Here is a 24909-nt window from a genome sequence, read left to right on the forward strand (position 1 = left end):
CGCACATTCATACCCCATGTCACAGGGTGCGCTGCAACAACACATCCCCGGTGTCGGCCGAGACGATCTGCACCGAGGCGATCTGCTCCATCGGCATCGACGTGCTGGCGCTCGGCAGCGCCGTGGCCGCAGGCAGGGCCCGCCACGTCGCCAACCGCGTCTGGCTGCCGTCGCGCCCCACCGCCACCATCGCCAGGGTGTCGCCGGTGTCCCCGTCGTCGTCGGAATGACCGTTCGAGTCGGCGGCCCAGCTGTGATACGTGCACTCAAGCTGGATGTGTGTGCCCCAGTCTCGGCTGGACAACGCGACCGTGGCCTCGTACTCCGAGGCCACCACGGGCGTCATCGGCATCGCCTGCACGATGTTGCCGGCCCCAGAGTCACCGGCGCCGAAGACACCCGAGCGCAGCGTCACGAACACCGCCAGCAGGAGCGCAACGGCCGCGACCGTGGCCACTGCGGCCGTGGCCAGCCGGATCCGATGCCTGCGGGCCTGCACTCGCGCCAGCAGGTTGTCCAGGAGACGCTCGGGAAGCGGTGGGGCCGCCATGACCGTCCCACAGTCGCCCGCCGCGGCCACGGCGTCGCGGTCCAGGAGCGCCAACAGGGCCGGCATGCCACTGATGGCCGACACCGCCTCCCGGCAGCCCGCGCAGCCCGCCAGGTGACGCTCGTACTCGTGGCGTTGCGCAGTCGACAACGAACCCAGGACATAGGCGGCGTCCCACAGTTCGTAAGGATCGGCACCAGTTCCCTGCGCGCCGACGTCGGCGGTCATCGAGTCACCCCCATCTCCTGAAGTGTCAGGCGCAGCGCCCGCACCGCGTAGTGCAGTCGCGATTTCACAGTCCCCTCGGCGATGTCGAGGTCGGCGGCGATCTGCGCCGTGGTCCAGCCCAGGAAGTATGACCGGCGGATCACCGCGCGGTGATCGTCGGACAACCGCGCCAGCGCATCGCCGACGAGCAGACGATCCAGCGCCGCGTTCACTTCGGCGGCACCGGGCCCCTCCGGTTCGGGCGCCGACTCCAGCGAGGTGACCTCGCGGCGGAATCGGGCGCTGCGCCGTTCGTCGATGATCATGTTTCTGGCCACGGTGAACAACCAGGCCCGCGCCGACCTCTCCCCGTCCTGGGTCACCTCGGGATGCTGCCAAGCCCGCAGCAGCGTCTCCTGGACGACATCTTCGGCCCTGGTCCGGTCGCCGGTCAGGTGCACCGCATAACGCCACAGCGCGGCGGCGTGCTCGTCGTAGAGCACCCGCATGAGCTCAGGCTCGGGATCATCCTGGTCGTACACCGTGTCACCAACCTCTCGCCGGTGAAACGAGACCGGTGAGCTATCGGTTCAAGTGTGCGCCTGCTCAGGTGATCAACCGAGCGGCAAAGTCAGGATCCTCGGCCCGTCCTCGGTGACGGCCACGGTGTGCTCCCAGTGCGCGGCCCGGGTTCCGTCGGTGGTCACCACGGTCCAGTCGTCGTCGAGCACCTCGGTGTGGACGGTGCCCAGCGTGAGCATCGGCTCGATGGCCAACACCGAGCCCACCTCGAGGTGCGGCCCGCGACCGGGGCGGCCCTCGTTGGGCAGGAACGGATCCATGTGCATGCTGCGGCCGATGCCGTGTCCGCCGTAGCCCTCAACGATCCCGTACTTGCGGCCGTACTTCACCTCGGCGGCGCGCGTGCCCTGTTCGATGGCGTGCGAGACGTCGGTCAACCGGTTGCCGGGCAGCATGGCCGCGATACCGGCCTCCATCGACTCCCGGGTTGCCGCCGAGAGCGATTCGTCGGCCGGGATCAGCTCGCCGATCCCGAACGTGACCGCGGAGTCGCCATGCCAGCCGTCGACGATCGCGCCGCAGTCGATCGACACCAGGTCACCCACGACGAGCACCTCAGACGCCGACGGGATGCCGTGGACGACACGGTCGTTGACCGACGAGCAGATCGTCGCCGGAAAACCGTGGTAGCCGAGGAAGGACGGGGTGCCACCGCCGTCGCGGATCACCTGCTCGGCGATCTCGTCGAGGTCCTTGGTGGTCATGCCGGGCGCCGCCGCCTCGCGCACAGCGTTCAGGGCTGCGGCGACCAGGCCGCCTGCCACGGCCATTGCGTCGAGTTCGGCCGCACTCCGCTGCGGGACGACCTTGCGACCGCGAAGACCCGGCAGCGAAACCATGACGAGCCCCTAGATGCCGAGCGACGTGAGGGCGCGCGCGAAGACCTCGTCCAGCGCACCCACGGCGTCGACCGTCTTGACGGCGTCGCCGTAGTGGTCCAGCAGCGGTGCGGTCTCCTCGCGGTAGACCCGCATCCGGTTGCGGATGACGTCCTCGGTGTCGTCGGCGCGACCGCGGCCCTTGAGCCGAGCCACCAGTTCGTCCTCGGGAACCCGGAACTCCAGCACCGCGTCGAGCGCGAGGCCACGCTTGGCGAGCATCTCTGCCAGCGCCTGGGCCTGCTCCACCGAACGCGGGTAGCCGTCGAGGATGAACCCGTTGGCCGCGTCCGCCTCGTCGAGACGGTCGTCCACGAGTGCATTGGTCAGCGTCGCGGGCACCAGGTTGCCGGCGTCGAGGTACTTCTTGGCTTCCAGGCCCAGTTCGGTCTCATTGCTGATGTTGTGCCGGAACAGGTCACCGGTCGAGATCTGCGGGACTCCGAGCTTCTCGGCCAGCTTGACGGCCTGGGTCCCCTTGCCCGCACCGGGCGGACCGAGCAAAACGATTCTCACTTCAAGAACCCTTCATAGTTGCGCTGCATCAGCTGGCTTTCGATCTGCTTCACGGTGTCGAGGCCGACACCAATCATGATGAGCACCGCGGTGCCGCCGAACGGCAGGTTTTGGACTCCGCCGCCGCTGCCCATCTCGAGGAACAGGTTGGGCAGGACCGCGATGACACCGAGATAGATCGAACCCGGCAGGGTGATTCGGCTCAGGACGTACCGCAGGTAATCCGCGGTGGGACGGCCGGGGCGGATGCCGGGGATGAAGCCGCCGAACTTCTTCATGTTGTCGGACTGCTCGTCGGCGTTGAACGTGATCGACACGTAGAAGTACGTGAAGAAGATGATCAGGCCGAAGTAGACGGCGATGTAGATCGGATCTGCGGGGTTGGTCAGGTGCTCGGCGATGAACTTGTTCCACCAGCCGTTACTGGCCTCGGTGCGCCCGCTCTGAATCAGCTGCGTGATCAGGTTGGGGATGTAGATCAGCGAGGACGCGAAGATCACCGGGATGACGCCCGCCTGGTTGACCTTCAGCGGCAGGTAGGTCGAGGTGCCGCCGTACATGCGCCGGCCGACCATGCGCTTGGCGTACTGCACCGGGATGCGGCGCTGGCCCTGCTCGACGAAGACCACGCCGACGATGATGATGAACGCCGCGATGCACACGAGCGTGAAGACCATGCCGCCGCGGCCGTCGAGGATCGACTTGCCCTCGGCGGGGATACGGGCGGCGATGCCGGCGAAGATCAGCAGCGACATGCCGTTGCCGATGCCGCGCTCGGTGACCAGCTCGCCCATCCACATCACCAGGGCCGCACCCGCGGTCATGACGATGACGATGACGACCAGGTTGAAGATGCTCTGGTCAGGGATGATGTCGAGCGTGCAGCCCTGCAGCAGGCCGCCGTTGGCCGCCAGCGCCACGATCGACGTGGCCTGAAGGATGGCCAGCGCGATCGACAGATAACGCGTGTACTGCGTCATCTTGGCCTGACCGGCCTGCCCCTCCTTGCGAAGCTGCTCGAAGCGCGGGATGACCACCGTCAACAGCTGCACGATGATGCTCGCGGTGATGTAAGGCATGACGCCGACCGCGAAGACCGCCAACTGCAGCAGAGCGCCGCCCGAGAAGAGGTTGATCAGCGAGTAGATCTGGCCCGACTCACCGCCACTGACCTGCTCGATGCACTGCTGGACATTGCTGTAGTTGACACCGGGTGAGGGCAGCGAGGCACCAGCGCGATAGAGAATCACGATGCCCAGCGTGAAGAGGATCTTGCGCCTCAGGTCAGGTGTCCGCAGCGACGAGATGAAAGCTGAGAGCACTCTTCCTCCTGGGCAGCCGACGGATGCCGACGGCGTGCCGATGGGGCTGGCTTGTATCCGGCTAAGCCAGCGACGGGTTTGACCATTTCAGACGCGCCGAATCCGGCGGCGTCCAGCAGTCTACGAGAGTAACAGCTGGTGTTGGTACGCCCCGCATCGCGCACGTGTCACCGCGCCACGCGCGTCGGGCTTCACAGCATTCGCTCAGTTCGGCGGGCGTACGCTCGAAACAGCTCGTTATACAGTCTAATGATCTTCAGTTCGGAGGACTCCCCTCATGCCACGCACTGAGAACGACACCTGGGATCTGGCCTCGAGCGTGGGAGCCACAGCCACCATGGTGGCCGCGGCCCGGGCGGTGGCCAGCCGCGAAGAACATGCGGTGATCGATGATCCCTTCGCCGAACCACTGGTTCGCGCCGTGGGCATCGACTTCTTCACGCGCCTGGCCAGCGGCGAACTCCACCCCGCCGACCTCGACACCGAGGAGTCGCCGGCCGGAATGCGCCGATTCGCCGACGGGATGGCCGCCCGCACCCGTTTCTTCGACGACTTCTTTCTTTCCGCTGGCGAGGCGGGCATTCGCCAGGCCGTGATCCTGGCCTCGGGCCTGGACGCCCGCGGCTTCCGCCTGGCGTGGCCCGCGGGCACCGTGGTCTTCGAGATCGACCAACCCGAGGTCATCGCGTTCAAGACCGAGACACTGGGCGGACTGAACGCAGCGCCCACCGCCGAACTGCGGCCCGTCGCCGTCGACCTGCGCGCCGACTGGCCCGCCGCGCTCCGGGAGGCGGGCTTCGACGCGAGCGCCCCGACCGCGTGGATCGCCGAAGGACTGCTCGGCTACCTGCCTCCGGACGCCCAGGACCGACTGTTGGATCAGATCACCGCACTGAGCGCCCCGGGGAGTCGCTTCGCCGCCGAGAGCGTGCCCAGCCACCCCGATGACGATGAGGTCCGGGACCGGATGAAGGCCTCGGCCGATCGCTGGCGCGAGCACGGCTTCGACATCGACTTCTCGGAACTGGTGTTCCTCGGTGAGCGCGCCGAGGTCTCCGAGTACCTGCGCGCCCACGGGTGGTCCACCACGTCCACCACGGCCAACGACCTGCTGACCCGGTACGGGCTGCCCCCACTGGGACCGGACGAATCCTTCGCCGAGATCACCTACGTCAGCGCGGCCCGGTGAGCACAAGGTCGCGGTCCGACGCCGACAGCTGGGACCTGGCGTCGAGTGTGGGCGCCACGGCCACCATGGTCGCGGCGGCGCGCGCGCTTGCGTCCGCGGATCCCGATCCGCTGATCGATGATCCGTACGCCGCTGCCCTGGTGCGCGCGGTCGGCATCGACTTCTTCACCAGGCTCGTCGACGGCACGCTGGACTCCGGTGACGATCGCAGCGCCACGGCGGTCCGACTCATGGTCGACGCCATGGCGGTGCGCACCCGATTCTTCGACGACTTCTTCCTCGACGCCGGACGGGCCGGGATCCGGCAGGCCGTCATCCTGGCAGCCGGACTGGACTCGCGGCCGTACCGGCTGGCCTGGGCGCCCGGCACCGTCGTCTACGAGATCGACCAACCGAAGGTCATGGCGGCCAAGGCGGCCGCCATGTCCGAGTTGGGCGCGACACCGGCCACCGCGCATCATGCGGTAGGCGTCGACCTGCGCGATGACTGGCCCAAGGCCCTGTGTGACAGCGGTTTCGACCCGACCTCCCCTGCCGCGTTCAGCGCCGAGGGCCTGCTCATGTACCTGCCTCCGGAGGCCCAGGACCGGTTGTTCGACGACATCACCGCGTTGTCGGCCGCCGGCAGCCGCATCGCCACCGAGTTCCACGGCGGCGACTTCGGTGCGAGCATGGCCGAGCGCACGCAGGGTCTGACCGGGGCGTGGCAGGCCGACGGCTTCGACCTCGACCTGGGGACACTGATGTATCACGGGGAACGCAGCAACGTCGTGGACTACCTGCTTGACCGAGGGTGGCAGGTGCACACCCGCGACCGCGCTGACGTCTACCGCGACTACGGAAAGCAGTTCCCGAGCGACGAGATGATCGCGCCACTGCGAAATTCGGTGGCAGTGACAGCGATCCGAGACCAGGAGAAGTGATGACCCGCACCGACGACGACACCTGGGATCTGGCCTCCAGCGTGGGCGCCACCGCGACCTCGGTCGCCGCCTCCCGAGCCTTCGCCACCCGGCAGGCCGACCCGCTGATCACCGACCCCTACGCGCACCTGCTGGTCAAGGCCGTCGGCATTCCGCACTTCAACCGCGTCGCCGACGGCGAGATCGACTTCGACACCGATCCGCTGTTCGACAGCCAGACCATGTGCGAGCAGATCGCGGTGCGCACCCGGTTCTTCGACGACTTCCTCACCAGTGCGACGCAGGCCGACGACGGACCCGGCATCCGGCAGGTGGTGATCCTGGCCTCGGGCTTGGACACCCGCGCCTACCGGCTGCAATGGCCCGCGGGCACCGTGGTCTTCGAGATCGACCAGCCGACCGTCATCGACTTCAAGACCCGCGTTCTCGCCGATGCGGGCGCCACACCGGCCGCCGAGCGCCGCACCGTCGGCGTCGACCTGCGCCACGACTGGCCGCAGGCGTTGCGCGACGCGGGGTTCGCCCCGGACCGCCCGACGGCCTGGATCGCCGAGGGGCTGCTGATCTATCTGCCGCCGGACGCCCAGGACCGGTTGCTCGACGACATCTCGGCACTCTCGGCGCCCGGAAGTCGGCTGGCCACCGAGCACATGGACTCCCGCGCACTCAACGGCGACTGGGCCAAGGCGCTGACCGAACGCGCCCGCAGGCACGGCAGCGACATCAGGCTCGACGAACTGTTCTACACCGGCGAGCGCACCTCGGCCGCCGACCATCTGACCGCCCACGGCTGGCGCACCACCATCGAAACGACCCGCGAGGTCTACCGCGCCAACGGGTTCAACCCGCCTGCCGACGAACTGCTCGGCATGATTGGCGATTCCGGCTATCTCACGGCGACACTGGAGCGCTCATGACTCGCACGCCCGACGACTCCTGGGACCTGGCCTCCAGCGTCGGGGCCACCGCCACGATGGTGGCCGCGGCGCGCGCGCTGGCCAGCGCGGCACCCGATGCGCTGATCCACGACCCGTTCGCCGCTCCCCTGGTGCGTGCGGTCGGCATCGAGTTCTTCACGCGCATGCTCGACGGAGACCTGGACCTCTCCGCGTTCCCGAATGGATCGCCGGAGCGCGTCCAGGCGCTGATCGACTCCATGGCCGTGCGCACGAGGTTCTTCGACGACTGCTGCACCGCGGCCGCCGCGGCCGGCGTGCGCCAGTTCGTCATCCTGGCCTCTGGCCTGGACTCGCGGGCCTATCGCCTCGACTGGCCGGACGGCACGGTGGTCTACGAGATCGACCAACCCGACGTGGTCGAGTTCAAGTCCCGCGCACTGGCCAACCTCGGTGCGCAACCCACCGCCGACCGCCGCACGGTGGCGATCGACCTGCGCGACGACTGGCCGTCGGCGTTGCGGGACGCGGGCTTCGACGCAGGCGTCCCGACGGCGTGGCTGGCCGAGGGCCTGCTGATCTACCTCCCGGCTGAGGCCCAGGATCGGCTGTTCGACCAGATCACCGAGCTGTCCGTGCCGGGAAGCGCGGTCGCAACCGAGTACGCGCCGGGCATCATGGACTTCGACGCCGAGAAGGCACGCGAGATGTCGGAATCACTGCGCACGCAGGGCCTCGACCTCGACATGTCCTCACTGGTCTACGCCGGGCAGCGCAGCCACGTCATGGAATACCTCGGCAGCCTGCGCTGGCACGTGACGGGAGTCCCGCGCAACGACCTGCTCACCCAGGCCGGCCGGCCGCTGCCCCCAGTCGACGACAACGACGCGCTCGGCGAGATCGTCTACGTCAGCGCGCAGTTGAGCTAGCCCCGGTCAGAATCGGCTGTTCCCCAGCCACACAGCGTTCGCCCCGGTCAGCTGGCGCTGCGCCGAGTCCACGCCCGCGGCCAGACCACGCACCACCAGCGCCGTGGCCGCCTCCGGCAGCGACGCAGCGCGCTGCGAGGACGGCTTGGGACGCAGCATCTCCCGCATCGACGACCCCGGGAAGCTGACAACCTTGACCTTGACGTCGGGGTCCAGGCCGGCCAGCACCTTGGCCCGGCGGACCGCGGTGCGCAGTCCGCCCAACTCGTCGACCAGCCCGTGCTCGTGCGCGTCGGCGCCCGTCCAGACCCGTCCGCGGGCCACCTCGTGCACAGCCTCGACGGTCAGTCCGCGGCCCTCGGCGACCCGTTCGACGAAGTCGGCGTAGAGCAGATCCGTCTCGGCCTCCACGCGCGCGCGCTGCTGGTCGGTGAACGGCGCGTTGGTCGACCAGGCATCGGCGTTCTCGTTGGTGCGCACGGCGTCGAAGCCGACGCCCAACCGGCCCTTGAGGTCTCGCGCGATGAGCTTCCCGGTGATCACCCCGATGGACCCGGTGATCGTGCCGGGGTTGGCGACGATCTCATCGGCGGACATCGAAACGTAGTAGCCCCCTGAGGCGGCGACGGAACCCATCGACGCCACAACGGGCTTGCCGGCCTCGCGGGCCCGGACCACCTCACGCCAGATGGTCTCCGAACCGCTCACCGAGCCGCCGGGGCTGTCGACCCGCAGGACGATGGCCGCGACCCGGTCGTCGGCGACGGCCTCGCGCAGGGCCGCCGCGATCGTGTCGCCGCCGGCGCTGGCGCCGCCGATCGGCAACATCTGGCGGCCTCCGCGACCGCTCACGATCGGTCCGGCCACCGTCACGACCGCCACCGAAGCGCGACCTCGGCGCCCCGGCACCGAGACGCTCGGCAACTCAGGCCGACCGGTCCGGGCATAGCGGGCCAGATACAGCCGCGGCGGTGCGTCCTCGCTGTCCGGCGGAACCCCCTCGACCCCAACCAGTTCGGCGATCCGTCCGTAGGCTTCGTCACGGAAGCCGATCCGGTCGACCAGGCCCCCGGCCACGGCGTCGTCGCGCAGCAGCGGAGCGCGGTCGGCCAGCGCATCGACGGCCGCGACGTCGAGGTTCCGCGAGGCCGCGACGCCCTCCCACACCTGGGCGGCCAGGCTCTCCACCATCCGGGCGTCGGCCTCGCGGTGCGCCTCGGTGTAGCCGTCCTCGGTGAAGATGTTGGCCGCCGACTTGTACTCACCGCGCGCGACGAACTGCGCCTCGATGCCTGCCTTCTCGAACGCGTCGCGCAGGAAGAGCGGACTGGTCGCGAAGCCGATCAGCCCGACCGTGCCCGAGGGCTGCATCCACACCTCGCCGAAAGCCGAAGCCAGGTAGTAGGACAACGTGCCGGGGTAGGTCTCCGCCCATGCCAGCGAGGGCTTCCGGGCGGTGAACTCGATGATCGCGTCGCGCAACTCCTGGACCGGTCCGGGAGGTGCGGCGGTCATCTGCACGCGGGCGATCAACCCGGCCACGCGATCGTCGTCCGCGGCCCGGTGGATCGCGGCGACGGTCTCGCGCAGCGTCAGTGGACGGTCCGCCCCGGTGAGGGCCGAAAGCATCGCCAACGGGTCGAATCCCACGGTCTCCGGCGGCGCGTGCTGCAGGTCCAGTTCCAGGACGCACTTGTCGGGCACGCCGTGATGACGGGCGGTGTCGACCCGACGCACCAGGGCACGGACGTCGTCGGGGCCGGGAACGCCGGACAGGAAGGAGAACATGAATTCGAGCGTACCGACGCTGCGAATCGCCGCCGCGGGACATAATCCCGGCAGTCAGGAGGTGGCCATGGTGTTCACGGTGCAGGTCTCGTCGGAACTGATCGGCGGGGATGTCGACGAGGGGTACGGCCGGGTGGCCGACGCCTTCCGCGCGAACTTCGCGTCAGGCCGTGAGGTGGGCGCCGCGTTGACGGTCTACCGCGACGGGGTCAAGGTCGTCGACCTGTGGGGCGGATACCGCGACGGCTTGGCGAGGTCACGGTGGCGCCCGGACACCATGGTGAACACCTTCTCGACGACGAAAGGGATTGCGGCGCTGACGATGGCGCACGCGGTCTCACACGGGCTGCTCGAATACGACGCACCCGTGAGCCGGTATTGGCCCGCGTTCCGCCGCAACGGCAAGGACACCATCACGGTGCGTGAACTGCTGGCGCATCAGGCCGGGTTATGCGCGCTCACACCCGTGCCCACCCTGGCCGACGTCGCGGATCCCGACCGCCTCGAACCCATCCTGGCGGCGCAGCGCCCGGCGTGGACTCCCGGCACCCGGCACGGGTATCACGCCGTGACGCTGGGATGGTTTGAGTCCGAACTGATCCGCCGCACCGATCCGCAGGGCCGGACCCTGGGACGCTACTTCGCCGAGGAGATCGCCTCGCCCCTCGGGGTGGATTACCACATCGGCCTGCCCGCCGAGATGGACCGCGACCGTATCGCCTTCATCCACGGCTGGCCGCGGATCGAAGCGATGCTCAATGCGCGCAGCCTTCCCACGGGCACGGTGCTCAACTCGATGAACCCCTTCGGGCTCTTCAGCCGCGCCGCAGGCATACCGGCCGGAGTCAACGCGTACCGCAGTGATTACAACCGAGACGACGTCCGCGGCGTCGAAATCCCGTCGGTCAACGGCACCGGCACCGCACGCGGCGTTGCGCGACTGTACGGCGCCGCGGCCACCGGCGGACATCAGGTCGGCATCAACGCCGAAACCCTTGCGGCGCTGCAGGAGTCCCCGCGGCCGCCGTCCGGTGGAACACGCGACAAAGTGCTGGGCATCCACCCCGCGTACTCGCTGGGATTCAGCAGGCCCGATACGGCGTTCGTCTTCGGTTCTTCGGATCGTGTGTTCGGCACCCCGGGACTCGGCGGATCATTCGGGTTCGCCGACCCCGACACCGGAATCGGCTACGGCTACGTGATGAACCGACTGGGCTTCCACCTCGTCAGCGACCCGCGTGAACTCGCGCTGCGCCAGGCGTTGTTCCGCGACGTGCTCGGTGCCCGCCCGCAGAGCTGATTCAGCGGCCGATGACCGACCCGTGCTGCGGGCAGTAGATCACGACCGAGGCGCGCATCAGGCCCACCGCCTGACCACGCTCCATCCCGCTGTTCCGCAGGGTGGTGACGACCCCGCGCACGGTCGGCACTGGGTTGACGTTGCTGGCCAGACCCTTGTCGAGCATGTCGCAGACGCCGCGCCCGACCTCGGGCAGGTCCACGTTGGGGCCGAACGGAATGTTCAGTGACTTCACGGCAGCGGCGAACTGCTCGTCCGGGGTGTTGGCCCCGGCAGGCCCGGCGGCCACGACCCCGGCGACGAACGCCAGAGCCGTCATCGCGGCTGCGGTACGACGGCGAACCATGCTCCTCCTCGGACTCTCTCGATAGGCAGTCTAACCACATCCCACGCCGGACGCCGTGCGAGTGCGGCTCTCGAGGTGTACACCGAATCAGGACCAGAAAGCGTTACATCGCGGCATGTTTCGCTGCGGCGTCGGCTGCGGCGGCTACCGGCCCTGAGCCCATAACGCAGTCAGCCCCCGACACCACAGGGGTGCGGGGGCCGACAGTGCGTGCTCTAGGCCAGTTCGGTGGCGCTGCCGCCGGCGGCCGTGATGGCCTCGCGTGCGCTGGCGCTGAACTTGTGCGCCGACACATCGACCTTGGCGGTCAGCTTGCCATCGCCCAGCACCTTCACCAGGGTGTTCTTGCGAACCAGGCCCTTGGCGACCAGTTCGTCGACACCAACGGTGCCGCCCTCGGGGAACGCCTTGGCGAGCTCGCCGACGTTGACGACGGCGTACTCGGTGCGGAACCGGTTGCGGAAGCCCTTGAGCTTCGGCAACCGCATGTGGATGGGCATCTGGCCACCCTCAAAGGTCACCGGCACGTTCTTACGTGCCTTGGTGCCCTTGGTACCGCGGCCAGCGGTCTTGCCCTTCGAGCCCTCGCCGCGACCCACGCGGGTCTTGGCCTTCTTCGAGCCGGGGGCCGGCTTCAGATCGTGGAGCTTGATGACTTCGCTCATTTGACTTCCTCCACCTCGACGAGATGGTGAACCACGCGGATCAGGCCGCGCGTCTGCTCGTTGTCCTCGCGAACCACCGACTGGCGGATCTTCCGCAAGCCGAGAGTACGCAGGCTCTCCCGCTGCTTCCAGCGTGCGCCGATGATGCCGCGCACCTGGGTGATCTTCAGTTCAGCCATGACTAGTTGCTTCCTTCACGCGCTGCGGCCGCGGCCAGCGCCTCGCTCTCGCGACGCGCACGCAGCATGGAAGCCGGCGCGACGTCCTCGATGGGCAGGCCACGACGGGCCGCCACCTCTTCGGGCCGCTGCAGCAGCTTGAGCGCGGCAACGGTGGCGTGCACCACGTTGATCGCGTTGTCGCTGCCCAGCGACTTGGCCAGCACGTCGTGCACGCCGGCGCATTCCAGCACCGCGCGGCAGGCGCCACCGGCGATGACACCGGTACCGGGGCTGGCCGGACGCAGCATGACCACGCCCGCGGCCGCCTCACCCTGCACCGGGTGGGTCACCGTGCCACCGATCAGCGGGACGCGGAAGAAGTTCTTGCGAGCCTCTTCGACGCCCTTGGCGATCGCGGCGGGCACCTCTTTGGCCTTGCCATAGCCGACACCGACCATGCCCTTGCCGTCGCCGACGATCACCAGCGCGGTGAAGCTGAACCGGCGACCGCCCTTGACCACCTTCGACACGCGGTTGATCGTGACGACGCGCTCGATGTAGTTGTTCTTGTCGCCACGGTCGTCGCGGCCACGGCCACCACGGTCGTCACGACGCCCACGGCGGTCGTCGCGGCCGGAACCGCGGTTGTCGCGCTCGTCATTACGGCTGCCGGCAGTGGGGGCGCCGGTCTCCGGGGTGCCCGAAGTCTGCTCCGCCATCATGCGGTCCTTCCGTTGTTGAAAAAGTCAGTCATCAGAACTCGAGCCCTCCCTCACGGGCGGCGTCAGCCAGTGCCGCGATCCGACCGCCGTAGGTGTACCCACCACGGTCGAACACGATGGCGTCGATGCCGGCGGCCTTGGCGCGCTCGGCGATCAGCTGACCGACCCGGACGCTCTGGGCCTTCTTGTCGCCGTCGACCGAACGCACGTCGGCCTCGATCGAGGAGGCGGCGGCCAGAGTGGTGCCGGTCAGGTCGTTCACGAGCTGCACGTGGATGTGCCGCGACGACCGGTTGACCACCAGACGGGGACGCTCGGCGGTGCCGTGCACCTTCTTGCGCAGCCGGGCGTGCCGACGGATTCGCGCGGTGCGCCGCGTGGCAGAGATGTTCTGCCCGACGGGCTGATGCTTCTTCTCAGTCTGCGTTGCTTGAGCCATAGCTACTTACCTGTCTTTCCGACCTTGCGGCGGATCTGCTCACCCTCGTAGCGGATGCCCTTGCCCTTGTAGGGGTCGCTCTTCCGCAGGCGGCGAATGTTGGCCGCGATCTGGCCGACCTTCTGCTTGTCGATGCCGGAGATCGAGAACTTCGTCGGGGTCTCGACCGCGAAGGTCACGCCCTCCGGAGCGGTGATCAGCACCGGGTGGCTGTAGCCCAGGGCGAACTCGAGGTCGCTGCCCTTGGCCACCACGCGGTAACCGACACCGAAGATCTCCATCTTCGTGGTGTAGCCCTCGGTGACACCGGTGACCAGGTTGGCGATCAGCGTCCGCGAGAGCCCATGCAGGCTGCGGTTATGCCGGTCGTCATCCGGACGGGTGACCACGATGGCGCCGTCGTCGTCGCGCGAGACCGCAATGGGCTCGGCGACCTGAAGCGACAGCGAGCCCTTCGGGCCCTTGACGGACAGGTTCTGTCCATCGATTGCGATGTCGACTCCGGAGGGAACCGGAACCGGCTGCTTACCAATACGAGACATATTTAAATCCGCCTTCCGCTACCAGACATAAGCGAGGACTTCGCCGCCCACGCCCTGTCGTGCTGCCTGACGGTCGGTGAGCAGGCCCGAGGACGTGGAGATGATCGCCACGCCCAGGCCGCCGAGCACCCGAGGCAGATTGGTGGATTTCGCGTACACCCGCAGACCGGGCTTGGACACCCGGCGGAGGCCGGCGATGCTGCGCTCGCGGCTGGGGCCGTACTTGAGTGAGACGACCAGCGACTTGCCCACGCGGGCATCCTCGGTCCGGTAGTCAGTGATGTAACCCTCGCTCTTGAGGATCTCGGCGATGTTCGCCTTGATCTTCGAGTGCGGCAGGGTCACCTCGTCGTGGTACGCCGAGTTGGCGTTGCGCAGACGTGTCAAGAAGTCTGCGATCGGATCCGTCATTGTCATGACAGGTGTGTCACCTTCCTCGCGGCGGTTCCCGGTCCGAGTGAACTCGGCAGGCCTACCGCGCCCTTCTAAAGTTGGTCTGTTCGGCCTGGTCGCTTACCAGCTGGACTTCTGGACGCCGGGCAGCTCGCCTGCGTGCGCCATCTCGCGCAGGCAGATGCGGCACAGCCCGAACTTGCGGTAGACCGAGTGGGGCCGGCCGCACTTATTGCAGCGGGTGTAACCACGCACCGCGAACTTCGGCTTCTTGTTGGCCTTGTTGACCAGAGCTTTCTTTGCCATCTGCTCAGTTCTCCTTGAACGGGAAGCCGAGGGCCCGCAGCAGCGCGCGACCTTCGTCGTCGTTGGTCGCCGAGGTGACGACGGTGATGTCCATACCGCGCGGGCGGTCGATGGAGTCCACGTCGATCTCATGGAACACCGACTGCTCGGTGAGCCCGAAGGTGTAGTTGCCGGTGCCGTCGAACTGCTTGGGGCTCAGCCCACGGAAGTCGCGGATACGGGGCAGCGAGATCGAGATCAGGCGATCGAGGAACTCCCACATCCGGTCGCCGCGCAGCGTGACGCGCGCGCCGATCGGCATGCCCTCGCGAAGCTTGAACTGCGCGATGGACTTGCGGGCCTTGCGGATCTCCGGCTTCTGGCCCGTGATCAGGGTGAGGTCGTTGACGGCGCCGTTGATCAGCTTGGCGTCGCGGGCGGCGTCACCGACACCCATGTTGACGACCACCTTCACCACGCCCGGGATCTGCATCACGTTGGCGTAGTTGAACTCGTTGTTGAGCGCGTCCTTGATCTCTTCGCGGTAGCGCTGCTTCAGCCGGGGCTGAACCTTCTCTGCAGTGGTCATCAGATGTCCTTGCCGTTGGTCTTGGCGATGCGGACGCGCTTGCCGCTCTCTTCATCGGTGCGGTAGCCGACGCGGGTGGGCTTGCCGTCCGAGTCGACGACCATCACGTTGGAGACGTGGATCGGTGCCTCCTGGGTGACGATGCCGCCCGACGACGCGCCACGCTCATTCGCCGAGACAGGGGTGTGCTTCTTGATGCGGTTGACGCCCTCGACCAGGACCCGGTTGCGGGTCGGGTAGGCCTGCAGGACCTTGCCCTTGGCACCCTTGTCCTTGCCGGAGACGACGAGGACGGTGTCGCCCTTGTGGATCTTCATTTACAAAACCTCCGGAGCCAGCGAGACGATCTTCATGAAGCGCTTCTCGCGCAGCTCGCGACCGACCGGCCCGAAGATGCGGGTACCGCGCGGATCGTTGTCGGCCTTGATGATGACGGCCGCGTTCTCGTCGAACTTGATGTAGCTGCCATCGGCGCGACGACGCTCCTTGACGGTGCGCACGACGACGGCCTTCACGACGTCGCCACGCTTCACGTTGCCGCCGGGGATGGCGTCCTTAACGGTGGCCACGATGACATCACCGATGCCGGCGTAGCGCCGCGACGAGCCGCCGAGCACGCGGATGCACAAGATCTCCTTGGCGCCCGTGTTGTCGGCGACCTTCAGCCGCGATTCCTGCTGAATCACTCGATCTCCTCAGACCTGAATTGTTCGTGTGCACGACAGAGGACCTTTCCTGTCCGATAATCGATACTCGGGCAGGCGAAATAACCTGACATGCGCGGTCTTTGTCACCGAAAGGCACGCGGGGCCAACAGACATACAGACATCCGTCAGCCGAGGTCTGCCCACGGCAACCCCTAGAGTCTAGGTGACGAGCCGGTCAGCGCCAAATCGCCGCAGTTCGAGGCCGTACACCCGCCGTCTGGCGGGATCACACGACGCAGCGGAAGCCGATGTGCGTCGTGGCGCTGTCCTGAGACTGCGGCGAACGCGCGGCGGGTCGATAACGGTGGCAGTACTCAGGTGCGCACAGATGCGAACCGCCCTTGAGTGCCTGGTTGACGGCCGGATCGGCGCGCTGTTGCGCCTTGGCGGACGGGGTGCAGCAGCCCTTCTCCCCCACGTTGTTGTCTCTCCCACCCTCCCCCACCCTGTGGTGTCTCGAGTACACAGTGGTGGTCCATTCCCACACGTTGCCGATCATGTCCACCAGGCCGAACGCATTGGCCGGGAAGGTGCCGACCGGGGACGTGCCGACCCAGCCCAGCGTGCCGTCGTTGCGGTACGGGAACCGGCCCTGCCAGGTGTTGGCCATCAGGGTCCCGTCGGGCGCCGCATCGTCGCCCCAGGCATAGGTGCGCGTCGATCCGGCCCGCGCGGCGTACTCCCATTCGGCCTCGGTGGGCAGGCGCCGGCCGGCCCAGGCCGCGTAGGCGCACGCGTCCGGGTAGGCGATCTGCACCACCGGGTGGTCGTCGCGGCCGTCGAGGGAGCTCTGCGGACCGAACGGGTGCCGCCAGCTAGCACCGGGCACCCAACGCCACCACTGCCGCCAGTCCCGCAGGTCGACGGGGCCCTGGGTCGGGGTGAACACCAGCGCGCCGGGAGCAGGGTCGGCCTCGGCCACTCCCGGATAGTCGGCGGGGTCGAGGGGACGCTCGGCAATCGTGAGGTGCCCGGTGTCGGCGACGAACTCGGCGAACTGCGCGTTGGTCACGGGATGCCGTTCGACGGCCAAGGGGCCCACGGTCACGGTGTGGATCGGCGCCTCGTCCGGATAGAAGCTCGTCGACCCCATGCGGAAGGTGGCGCCGGGCAGTTGGACCAACTCAGAGAGCATCGAGTTCAGGGTATGACGATCGGGAAGTCGGCCAGCAGCGTGTCTTTCGCCGCGGCCAGATCGGCCGAGGTGTTGGGCCCCTGCAGGTGGATCGTGACCAGGTAGTTGCCGGTGTTGGTCCAGATGTGCGTGATCCGGTTCGCGAAGTCGATGCCCTCGCCCGGTGCGTCGGCCCACGTCCCGAACAGCCGTTGCCCACTGAAGCCGCAGAACTCCGCGGGCAGCGTGTTGACCACCGAGAAGTCCGAGCGGGCGAACAGTTCGTCGTTGTACTGCGTGAACGCCTCGGCCGGTTCGAGGTCCGTCTTGACGATCGTCACCTCACCCGAGGTGCCCTCGGGACCGGTGAGTGTCAGAGCGGTGCTCCCCTGCCCCGGCGTCGACGACCATCCTTCGGGCACGGTGATGGTGATCCGGGGCGCCGCGGGATCTGAGACCGAGGCCCGAGTGGCCTCCCCCGTGCCGGCCGGTGTCGGCATGCAGATCAACGCGTTGGGTGGGATCCGATCCGGCGACGTGGGCACCACTCCGGGAACCTCTGATGACGCCGACGCCGACTCCGATGTCGGCGCGGACGTGGCCGCGTCGGTGGTCGAGGTCGCCGCGTTCGGCGCAACGCCGCTGCTGGTGGCCACCGCGATGCCGTCGGACGGCTGCGAGCATGCCGAGACCGCGAGCACGACGGACACCGCGACGGCGATGCATCTCCCCCTCGACAACGTTCAGTCCTTCGCGAACGCCGCGGCGAGTTCTCGTTCGACGTCGACATACGGCGTGCCCGAGATGTCCACGACGGCCTTGGCGATGCTGCCGCCGGTGAAGGCGAAGGGCGCCTGATAGCGGGGCGACACCGACTGCCCGGCGTTGCGGCCGACCGAGACACCCGCGCCCGCAAGACCGAAGCTCGCGGGATGCGTGCGCACGCCCTCGAGGGTGGCCACCACCGCGTCGTCGACGTGCAGCGTCACGGTGCCCAGTGGCGTGTGGCTGCCCTCGACCGTGCCGGTCCGCTCCCACCGCACACCGAAGATGTGCGCGCCGACGGTCACCGCGTTCTCGGCGGCGACGGCCTGCTCGTCCTCACCCATGAAGTTGTAGATGTAGTGCAGCGCGCCGTCGGCGACATAGAGGACGTGCCCACCGTGCCCGCCGCCGTGCTTGTAGAGCACACCGCTGGCGTTCTCATCGGTCACCGTGGTCTCCACCAGCACCGAGAAGGACTGGCCCCGAAGTTCGACGGCCGCGCCGAGGCCGACGGGGGCCGAGTGGGGGTAATAGGTGAAACTCGTGCGCGCCCCGGTCAGGTACGGCCGCTCCCGGGAGTACACCTCGAACATGTTGAGGTCAGCCAACGGCAGTCCGTTGTACTTGTGGGCCTCGCTGAACCACAGCGCCTTGAGCTCCTCGACTCGCTCGGGGTACTGCTCGGCCAGATCGTGGCACTGGCTGCGGTCGGATTCGATGTGGAACAGCTCCCAGCGGTCCTCGTCGAAATGACCCCAGCCCGACGGTGTCGCGGCGTGCAGCGTGTTGGCGAACCAGCCCCGGTGCCAGATGCCCCGAGTGCCGAGCATCGCGTAGAACTGCGTCTCCTTGCCCGTCGGCAGGTCCGGATTCCTCAGTGCCGCAGCAAAACTCGTGCCATCGAGGGGTTTCTGCGGCACCCCGCGAACGGTTGCGGGCGGCGTGATGTCCAGCAGTTCGAAGACGGTGGGCGTGACGTCGGCGACGTTGATGTAGTTGTCACGCACCTCACCGTGCGCCGCGATTCCGGACGGCCACGAGATGATCGCGGGGTCGGCGATGCCGCCCTCGTGGGACGCGTAGCGCTTGAACAGTTTGTAGGGCGTGTTGAACGCCATCGCCCAACCGGTCGGATAGTGGTTGTAGGTCTGCGGGCTGCCGAGTTGGTCCTTGAGGTGCAGGCTCTCCTCGATCGTGTCGACGTAGCCGTTGAAGAACTTGACCTCGTTGACCGACCCGTTGGGTCCACCCTCGCCGGATGCCCCGTTGTCAGAGATCACCACGATCAGGGTGTTGTCCAACTGACCGGACTCCTCGAGGTAGTCGAGGACGCGCCCGATCTGGGCGTCGGTGTAGCTGAGGAACCCGGCGAACACCTCGGCCATCCGGCAGAACAGGCCCTTCTCCTGCTCGTCGAGCGAGTCCCACGGACGCACGGTGTCCTGCAGCGGCCATGGCTCGCCGTTGGGTCCCGTCAGGTCGGCGTAGGGGTTGATCGGCGACAGTTCGGTGTCGGGCGGGACGATGCCCAGCCTCTTCTGGTTCTCCAGGACGATCTCGCGGTATCGCTCGTAGCCCATGTCGAAGCGGCCCGCGTATTTGTCGGCCCATTCGGCGGCCACGTGATGCGGAGCGTGCCCGGCACCCGGACACACATAGCTGAACCACGGCTTGTCGGGGGCGATGACCTTGGCGTCGCGGATGAACTCGATCGTGCGGTCCGCGAGGTCCTTCGAGAGGTGGTAACCCTCTTCGGGCGTCGCCGGCGGTTCCACCGGATGGTTGTCGTGGACGAGGTCCGGATACCACTGGTCGGTCTCCCCGCCCAGGAATCCGTAGAACCGTTCGAACCCGCGGTTCAGTGGCCAATGTCGTTTCGTGGCGGCAAGATTCGCCTCCTCGAGCGGAGTCAGGTGCCACTTGCCGACGCAGTAGGTGTTCCAGCCGCGCTCGGCGAGCACCTCCGGCAGCAGGGCCGTCTCGAACGGGATCCGACCGCTGCTGTTCGGGAAGCCGTCGGTGAACTCCTCGATGGTCGCCATCCCGACCGTGGTCGCGTTGCGTCCCGTCAGCAACGACGCCCGAGTCGGCGAGCACAGCGCCGTGGTGTGGAACTGCGACAACCGGACGCCGCGATCAGCGATGCGGCTCATGTTGGGCATGTCGACCAGGCCGCCGAAGCAGTCCCAAGTCGCGATTCCGATGTCGTCCCACACCAGATACAGCACGTTCGGCGCGTTCTCGGGTGCGGTCGGCGCCGCGAACGGCCCCCAGTCCGGCTCGGAGTCGCGGATGTCGAGCTCGATCCGCCCCTTGAATTCGGTGGCCATGGTGAAATCCGATCTGTTGGTCACATCCGCGGCGACACTACACCGAGAAATGGCTGCTGAACGGCTGATTTGAGCCCGTGTCACGCACCCTTTGCGGACGGTTCGGTGACCCGGTAGAGCCGCCAGTCCGGCTGGCTGTCGCCGTCGTTGGGGATCTCGAGTTCCAAGGTCGCGATGTCCGCCCCGGTGTCATACAGCGTGGGGTACCGCTGGTTCAGCGCATCCGAGACGCCGCGGCCCGTCGGCGGCACCGCCAGCAGGTACTTGATGCCACCCTCCGAGGGGTTGTTGAGCAGAGCGGTGAAGTCCGGATCAGACGGCACCACAAAGGTCTTCGGCCGCTCCGATGCGGCCACCACCGCAAAGCCGTACACGGTGTCCGTGATCACCGAACTCTCCGGCAGATCCAATGCGTCCAAGTACTCGGCGACCCGGCGTTCGGTCGAGAACGTCGCCGCGATGCGACGTTCCACGGCCTTGCGGGGGCTCGTGTCGTCTGGGTCCGGATTGAGCACGGTGCTCAGCGCGTACTCCTGGGGCGCGTACGCAGGCAGGGTCATCCCCTTCACTGTCACCGGAATGCCGGCCGCCAGCACCAGCGCGACCGCCGCGTAAGAGATCCGCGTGGGCCGGGTGCTGGCTGTGTCGGAGGGGGCGGGCGCGTGGCGGCCGGGCCTCTTGGGCTTCGCGAACTGCCCGTCCGGCACGGCCAACAGAGCCATGGTCGCCGCGAATGGGATGGCGACGATATAGAACCGCAGGAACCCGAACGTCGCGCCGCTGGCGTAGGTGTAGGCCTGGAACGCCAGCACCGCGCCGTACATCAGCAGCGGCACCACGAGCATCGCCGCATGCGGCCTGCGCCAGCGCAGGAAACCGGCCCATGCCGCGATCGGCAGCAGTGTCGGCGCCAGCAGTGTGATGCACACCGCCGCGAAGGACAGGCCCGCCCCGAAGCTGGCCACCGGCTCACCGCCGGACTGCTCCAGGATCGCCTTGTTCCCGTACTGCGAACTGAACTGCGCGAAGGCGTCGCCCGTGATCAGCCAACTGGCCGCGGCCCACCCGAGGAACGCCATGAATCCGGGCAGGCTGACCAGAAGGACATCGAGGATCGCGCGGCGTAACCGAGGCGCCCGACGGGCCCTCATGAATGTCGTGACGCCGACGATCAGACCCGCCGCCGCGACGGTGCCGACCGCGTCGTAACGGGTCAGGTATGCCAGCCCCATCGCGACCCCGCCCGCAGCCACCAGGTGATGCACGTCGTCGTCGACGACCCACAGGATCAGCCGCCGCACCGACCACACCAGGAAGAAGAGGAACGGCGCCTCGCTCATGCCGTTGGAGCCGTAGAACACGATCATCGGGTTGAGCGCGAACAGCGCGGTGATCGCGCACGAGTAACCGCGGGGCAGACCGCGATCACTGCCGGTCGAGAAGATCTGGATGACCGTCCCCGCCATGAACAGTGCCGACATGACCGAGCCGGCGAGCGCGTAGGCGGTGAGCTCGGGCCAGACCGGGGCCAGCACGATCACCGGCAACTGCACCAGCGCCGTCAGCGGGGTGAAGATGAACCCGATGGCGGCCAGGTGCGGATCGCGGCTGTAGAGCACACTTTCGGCGGACTGCACACGCGAGAGCGCATCGCCGATGATGAAGCCCTGCTTCACCTGCAGCCACCAGCCGACGCCCAGATAGAGCAGAAGCGTCGCGACGAAAATGATCTGTTTGCAGCGCCGGTCGCTCACTGCTCCCGTCACGTGGTCGGCTCCGCATCGGAGTCGGCCTCGTCGGGCCGGGCCGACAGACCGTGGAACGTCTTCTCCCAGTACGACGGGTTGCGGATGAGCTGATAGCACCCCTTGGCGGCCGCGACGCTCATCATCAACCAGAACGCGGGGACTGTGAGAACGGGGATCAGCAGGTCCGACCGATCGTCCTCGCGCAGCGCGATCATGTTCATGAACAGCGTGGCCGCGTTGCCAAGCACCAGCGCGATCAGCGCGGGAAAGTAGATGTACCAGGGGAACACCGCCCCGACCAGCGCCGGCTGCCCAAGGAACCACAGCACGGTGATGAGCCAGAACAGCAGGTTCAGCACCGCGATGATGGGAGTGCCCGCCAGCACGAGGGTGAAGCGCAGGAAGCTGCGCGGACCCAGGATGCGGAACAGCTTCACCGGTTGTCGTACATGCACGAGCCAGGTCTGCAGATACCCCTTGTACCACCGCGACCGCTGCCGAACCCAGTTGATGGGATCGCTGTTGGCCTCCTCGAGCGTCGCCGAGTCGATGACCGCGGTGTGGTAGCCGGACGCGTCGATGCGCAGGCCCAGATCGGCATCCTCGGTCACGTTGAACGGATCCCAGGCACCGATCTCGTCGAGGATGTCGCGTCGCAGGTGGTTCGACGTGCCGCCCAGGGGAATCGGCGAGGTGCTGCGCATCATGCCGGGCAGCAGGTATCCGAACCACAGCCCGTACTCGGCCGTGAACCAACCGGTCAGCAGGTTCTGGTTGCCGTTGTGGTACTCGAGTTTGGCCTGGACACAGGCGATCTTGTCGGGCAGTCCGCGGAAGGCCGCCGCCACCCGGCGCAGCTGCAACGGTTCGGGCAGATCCTCGGCGTCGTAGATCGTGACGATGTCGCCGGTGGCGAAGTGCAGGCCGTAGTTGCACGCCTTGGGTTTGGTCCTGGGCTCGGCCGGCGGCACCAGCACGATCGTGATGACATCGGACTCACCGCATCTGCGGGCCGCGGCGATCGTGACGTCGTCGTCGGCCTCCAGCAGGAGCAGCACCTGGAGCTTGTCGCGGGGGTACTCCAGCTGGGACATCGCGCCGATGAGGTCCCCGACCACCTCGGGTTCGCCGTAGGCGGGCACCAGGATCGTGTAACGCGGCAGTTCGCCGTCGGGAATCGCGCGGGCCTGCTCGTCGGAGATCGTGATCGGCCGCGACGCCAGGCCCGTCTTGAAGATCAGCACGCGGTCCACCATCGTCAGCACGTAGCCGAAGGTGCACAGGCCGATCAGCGCCACGGCCGTACCCATCGGCTGCCAGACCGCGAACGCGACGACGATCACCAGCAGCGTGATCAGGACGGGCTTCTGCCAGCCGTACACCGCCTGTGATGCGGACTGCAGCGGATGCTCCTCGCGCAGACCGTTGATCGCCCGGTCGAGCGCGTACTGCTTCTCCTCGTCGGTCGCGGTCTCCACAATCCGCGGCCAGTCCCGCGCGGTCGTGGTCACGGGTTGACCCCCAGCGGCTCGAGCTGGGCCCGCACGAGCGCGTTCGCGAACTCGATCAGCAGCCGTTCGTCCTTGAACTCGGGAGCGGAGTCGAGCAGCGCCGCGTTGCCGCGGAACAGCACCGTGAACATCGAGTTGAGGGTGGCCGTGAGGTCCCCGGTGGGTTCGGGGAAGTGTGCGGTGTCCTCGTGGTTGTCCACCGCGATGATCAGGATGCGTTGCGAGGTACTGCCATTGGTCCAGGTCCACTGGATGCGATCCCAGGTCACCAGCAGGCTGTCGTCAACGACGGTGAACATGCCGGCCTGCACGCCGAACGACAGGCTGACCGGCTTGATCTCACTGGTCCGGGCGCCCTCGAGGTGATAGAGCATGCGGGCCGGGTAGATGCTCAGGGAGTATGGACGATTCGTCGTCACCGTGTCGACCATGAGGGTTCGGGGACGGGCGAATTTGTCGAACCGGGGGTCCCCGGAGTCTGCGACGACCTTCTGCCTGACCAGGGTCGCGTCACCGCCGTACAACCGGTTCACCCAGTCGTAGGTCTCGATGTCCGCGACATGCCAGCCGCTCGGCATGGTCAACGGGGCGTCGAAGCGCAGGTTGTCCACATGCAGTGGGGGCGCAAATCCCACCTGGGGCAGGCGCACCAGCGAAAGCCCGACCGCGATCACGAGCACGAGCGGGACCGCCGACCAGATCTGTTTGGCGGCAACCGGTTCGACCTTGCGGTCGAGCAGCCGTTTGGGCTCGCCGCGGCGGGAGAACAAGAACATGCCCGTGCCCACCACGCAGATCGCCACGAGCGGCGGCACGTACTGATAGACCACGAGCGGTGCGTTCGGCGTGAAGACCGCCATACCGCCGAGGATCGTGAGACCCAGCGCCCAACCCCCGAGCGAGCCGTACACCCCGCGGGTGAAGTCCCGCCCGACCGCGATGCCGATCGCCACACCGGCGATGATCATGGTTCCCACGCCCCCGGCGATCTTGTTGCCGCCCAGGAGGAACACCATGATGTAGTACGGCAGCGGGAAGATCATGAACAGCAGGCACCACACCCAGGCGAACCGGATCATCGGCCGCAGGCCGAACAGCGCGACGCTGGCGCTGGCGACGAACATCCACAGGGCCACCAGGTCCAGCCTGAGCAGGTTGTAGTACAGCGAGTAACGCTGCAGCAGCACGGCATGAATCAGAAGCGAGAACACCAACCCCATGACCCCGACGATCACGTCGGTCTGCCGATCATGGATCGGCAGTTCGGTGCGGTGGCGCCGCGCCAGCCCGATCGCGGCCAGGACGCCGGCCACCGGGACCAGGAAGACGTAACCACCCATGCCGCCGCCGGTCACGGTCTGCACCGAACGAATCAGGGTGTCGTGGAACGCGAAGACGGTCAGGATCGCGATGTAGGCCCACCGCAGGATCAACCGGTACACCGGGTGCAGGCGCTCTTGCCACGGTGGCCGTCGCACCTGCGGCGGCGGTGTGCTCGCAGGGGCCGTCACG

28 protein-coding genes are annotated in these 24909 nt (G+C 67.5%); 5 read left to right on the forward strand and 23 right to left on the reverse strand.

Annotated elements, in window-relative coordinates; all coding sequences use genetic code 11:
* Positions 1-19: 19 nt before the first annotated feature.
* The 5 genes from G6N34_RS18740 to secY form a co-directional block, all read right to left on the reverse strand.
* Complete coding sequence (locus G6N34_RS18740) at positions 20-778, reverse strand: anti-sigma factor family protein (RefSeq protein ID WP_085149557.1); 759 nt, start codon at positions 776-778, stop codon at positions 20-22.
* Positions 775-1266: a sigma-70 family RNA polymerase sigma factor gene (locus G6N34_RS18745; RefSeq protein ID WP_085150083.1), complete on the reverse strand. Its 492-nt coding sequence runs from the start codon at positions 1264-1266 to the stop codon at positions 775-777. The genes G6N34_RS18740 and G6N34_RS18745 overlap by 4 nt, the downstream gene beginning before the upstream one ends.
* 105 nt (positions 1267-1371) lie before the next feature.
* Positions 1372-2178, reverse strand: coding sequence for a type I methionyl aminopeptidase (map, locus tag G6N34_RS18750; RefSeq protein WP_085149560.1), 807 nt, complete (start codon positions 2176-2178; stop codon positions 1372-1374).
* Positions 2179-2187: 9 nt separating this feature from the next.
* Entirely contained in the window at positions 2188-2733 is a 546-nt protein-coding gene (locus G6N34_RS18755) for an adenylate kinase (RefSeq protein ID WP_085149563.1), read from the reverse strand.
* Positions 2730-4055 carry a preprotein translocase subunit SecY gene (gene secY / locus G6N34_RS18760; RefSeq protein ID WP_085149566.1) on the reverse strand — a complete coding sequence of 442 codons (1326 nt, stop codon included), beginning with the start codon at positions 4053-4055 and terminating at the stop codon, positions 2730-2732. The genes G6N34_RS18755 and secY overlap by 4 nt, the downstream gene beginning before the upstream one ends.
* Before the next feature lie 277 nt (positions 4056-4332).
* Between secY and G6N34_RS18765 the strand changes: the two genes are divergently transcribed.
* The 4 genes from G6N34_RS18765 (at position 4333) to G6N34_RS18780 (ending at position 7992) form a co-directional block, all read left to right on the forward strand.
* Positions 4333-5244: a class I SAM-dependent methyltransferase gene (locus tag G6N34_RS18765; protein ID WP_085149569.1), complete on the forward strand. Its 912-nt coding sequence runs from the start codon at positions 4333-4335 to the stop codon at positions 5242-5244.
* A 65-nt stretch (positions 5245-5309) separates the two neighbouring features.
* Complete coding sequence (locus tag G6N34_RS18770; RefSeq protein ID WP_085150085.1) at positions 5310-6167, forward strand: SAM-dependent methyltransferase; 858 nt, start codon at positions 5310-5312, stop codon at positions 6165-6167.
* A complete protein-coding gene (locus tag G6N34_RS18775) occupies positions 6167-7084 on the forward strand; it encodes a class I SAM-dependent methyltransferase (protein ID WP_085149572.1) in 918 nt (305 codons plus the stop codon). Before G6N34_RS18770 ends, G6N34_RS18775 begins: the two co-directional genes overlap by 1 nt.
* Positions 7081-7992 carry an SAM-dependent methyltransferase gene (locus G6N34_RS18780; protein WP_085149574.1) on the forward strand — a complete coding sequence of 304 codons (912 nt, stop codon included), beginning with the start codon at positions 7081-7083 and terminating at the stop codon, positions 7990-7992. Before G6N34_RS18775 ends, G6N34_RS18780 begins: the two co-directional genes overlap by 4 nt.
* 6 nt (positions 7993-7998) lie before the next feature.
* On the opposite strand, the gene sppA is transcribed toward G6N34_RS18780, so the two are convergent.
* Positions 7999-9780: a signal peptide peptidase SppA gene (gene sppA / locus G6N34_RS18785; RefSeq protein ID WP_085149577.1), complete on the reverse strand. Its 1782-nt coding sequence runs from the start codon at positions 9778-9780 to the stop codon at positions 7999-8001.
* Positions 9781-9847: 67 nt separating this feature from the next.
* Between sppA and G6N34_RS18790 the strand changes: the two genes are divergently transcribed.
* Positions 9848-11080, forward strand: a complete 1233-nt coding sequence (locus G6N34_RS18790) for a serine hydrolase domain-containing protein (protein WP_085150087.1) — start codon at positions 9848-9850, stop codon at positions 11078-11080.
* Position 11081: 1 nt separating this feature from the next.
* Here the strand turns inward: G6N34_RS18790 and G6N34_RS18795 are convergent, their stop codons facing one another.
* The 17 genes from G6N34_RS18795 to G6N34_RS18875 form a co-directional block, all read right to left on the reverse strand.
* On the reverse strand, positions 11082-11426 hold the full coding sequence (locus tag G6N34_RS18795) for a DUF732 domain-containing protein (protein WP_085149581.1): 345 nt from the start codon (positions 11424-11426) through the stop codon (positions 11082-11084).
* A gap of 215 nt (positions 11427-11641) precedes the next feature.
* Positions 11642-12091 carry a 50S ribosomal protein L15 gene (rplO, locus tag G6N34_RS18800; protein ID WP_085149584.1) on the reverse strand — a complete coding sequence of 150 codons (450 nt, stop codon included), beginning with the start codon at positions 12089-12091 and terminating at the stop codon, positions 11642-11644.
* Positions 12088-12270 carry a 50S ribosomal protein L30 gene (rpmD, locus tag G6N34_RS18805; protein WP_068246330.1) on the reverse strand — a complete coding sequence of 61 codons (183 nt, stop codon included), beginning with the start codon at positions 12268-12270 and terminating at the stop codon, positions 12088-12090. The genes rplO and rpmD overlap by 4 nt, the downstream gene beginning before the upstream one ends.
* 2 nt (positions 12271-12272) lie before the next feature.
* Positions 12273-12974 carry a 30S ribosomal protein S5 gene (gene rpsE, locus G6N34_RS18810; protein ID WP_085149587.1) on the reverse strand — a complete coding sequence of 234 codons (702 nt, stop codon included), beginning with the start codon at positions 12972-12974 and terminating at the stop codon, positions 12273-12275.
* 31 nt (positions 12975-13005) lie between these two features.
* On the reverse strand, positions 13006-13413 hold the full coding sequence (gene rplR, locus G6N34_RS18815) for a 50S ribosomal protein L18 (protein WP_085149590.1): 408 nt from the start codon (positions 13411-13413) through the stop codon (positions 13006-13008).
* A gap of 2 nt (positions 13414-13415) precedes the next feature.
* On the reverse strand, positions 13416-13955 hold the full coding sequence (gene rplF / locus G6N34_RS18820) for a 50S ribosomal protein L6 (RefSeq protein ID WP_085149593.1): 540 nt from the start codon (positions 13953-13955) through the stop codon (positions 13416-13418).
* A gap of 18 nt (positions 13956-13973) precedes the next feature.
* Entirely contained in the window at positions 13974-14372 is a 399-nt protein-coding gene (gene rpsH / locus G6N34_RS18825) for a 30S ribosomal protein S8 (RefSeq protein ID WP_085149595.1), read from the reverse strand.
* Between the two features lie 96 nt (positions 14373-14468).
* Positions 14469-14654, reverse strand: a complete 186-nt coding sequence (locus G6N34_RS18830) for a type Z 30S ribosomal protein S14 (protein WP_085096437.1) — start codon at positions 14652-14654, stop codon at positions 14469-14471.
* 4 nt (positions 14655-14658) lie between these two features.
* Complete coding sequence (gene rplE, locus G6N34_RS18835) at positions 14659-15222, reverse strand: 50S ribosomal protein L5 (protein ID WP_085149598.1); 564 nt, start codon at positions 15220-15222, stop codon at positions 14659-14661.
* Positions 15222-15539: a 50S ribosomal protein L24 gene (gene rplX / locus G6N34_RS18840; RefSeq protein ID WP_068246347.1), complete on the reverse strand. Its 318-nt coding sequence runs from the start codon at positions 15537-15539 to the stop codon at positions 15222-15224. Before rplX ends, rplE begins: the two co-directional genes overlap by 1 nt.
* Positions 15540-15908 (reverse strand): 50S ribosomal protein L14, encoded by a 369-nt coding sequence (gene rplN, locus G6N34_RS18845; protein WP_003883432.1) that lies wholly within the window; start codon positions 15906-15908, stop codon positions 15540-15542.
* A gap of 247 nt (positions 15909-16155) precedes the next feature.
* Positions 16156-17064 carry a formylglycine-generating enzyme family protein gene (locus G6N34_RS18850; RefSeq protein ID WP_085149601.1) on the reverse strand — a complete coding sequence of 303 codons (909 nt, stop codon included), beginning with the start codon at positions 17062-17064 and terminating at the stop codon, positions 16156-16158.
* Between the two features lie 5 nt (positions 17065-17069).
* Positions 17070-17783: an LpqN/LpqT family lipoprotein gene (locus G6N34_RS18855; RefSeq protein ID WP_234812756.1), complete on the reverse strand. Its 714-nt coding sequence runs from the start codon at positions 17781-17783 to the stop codon at positions 17070-17072.
* A gap of 3 nt (positions 17784-17786) precedes the next feature.
* Positions 17787-20138 carry an arylsulfatase gene (locus G6N34_RS18860; protein ID WP_085149604.1) on the reverse strand — a complete coding sequence of 784 codons (2352 nt, stop codon included), beginning with the start codon at positions 20136-20138 and terminating at the stop codon, positions 17787-17789.
* A gap of 80 nt (positions 20139-20218) precedes the next feature.
* Positions 20219-21904, reverse strand: coding sequence for a glycosyltransferase family protein (locus tag G6N34_RS18865; RefSeq protein WP_085149607.1), 1686 nt, complete (start codon positions 21902-21904; stop codon positions 20219-20221).
* Positions 21901-23397, reverse strand: a complete 1497-nt coding sequence (locus G6N34_RS18870; RefSeq protein ID WP_234812757.1) for a glycosyltransferase — start codon at positions 23395-23397, stop codon at positions 21901-21903. Before G6N34_RS18870 ends, G6N34_RS18865 begins: the two co-directional genes overlap by 4 nt.
* The gene (locus G6N34_RS18875; protein WP_085149610.1) at positions 23394-24908 is read right to left on the reverse strand and encodes a hypothetical protein; all 1515 of its coding nucleotides are present in this window, start codon (positions 24906-24908) and stop codon (positions 23394-23396) included. Before G6N34_RS18875 ends, G6N34_RS18870 begins: the two co-directional genes overlap by 4 nt.
* Between the last annotated feature and the right edge of the window lies 1 nt (position 24909).

The sequence above is a fragment of the Mycolicibacterium confluentis genome, from assembly GCF_010729895.1.
Classification (GTDB): Bacteria; Actinomycetota; Actinomycetes; order Mycobacteriales; family Mycobacteriaceae; genus Mycobacterium; species Mycobacterium confluentis.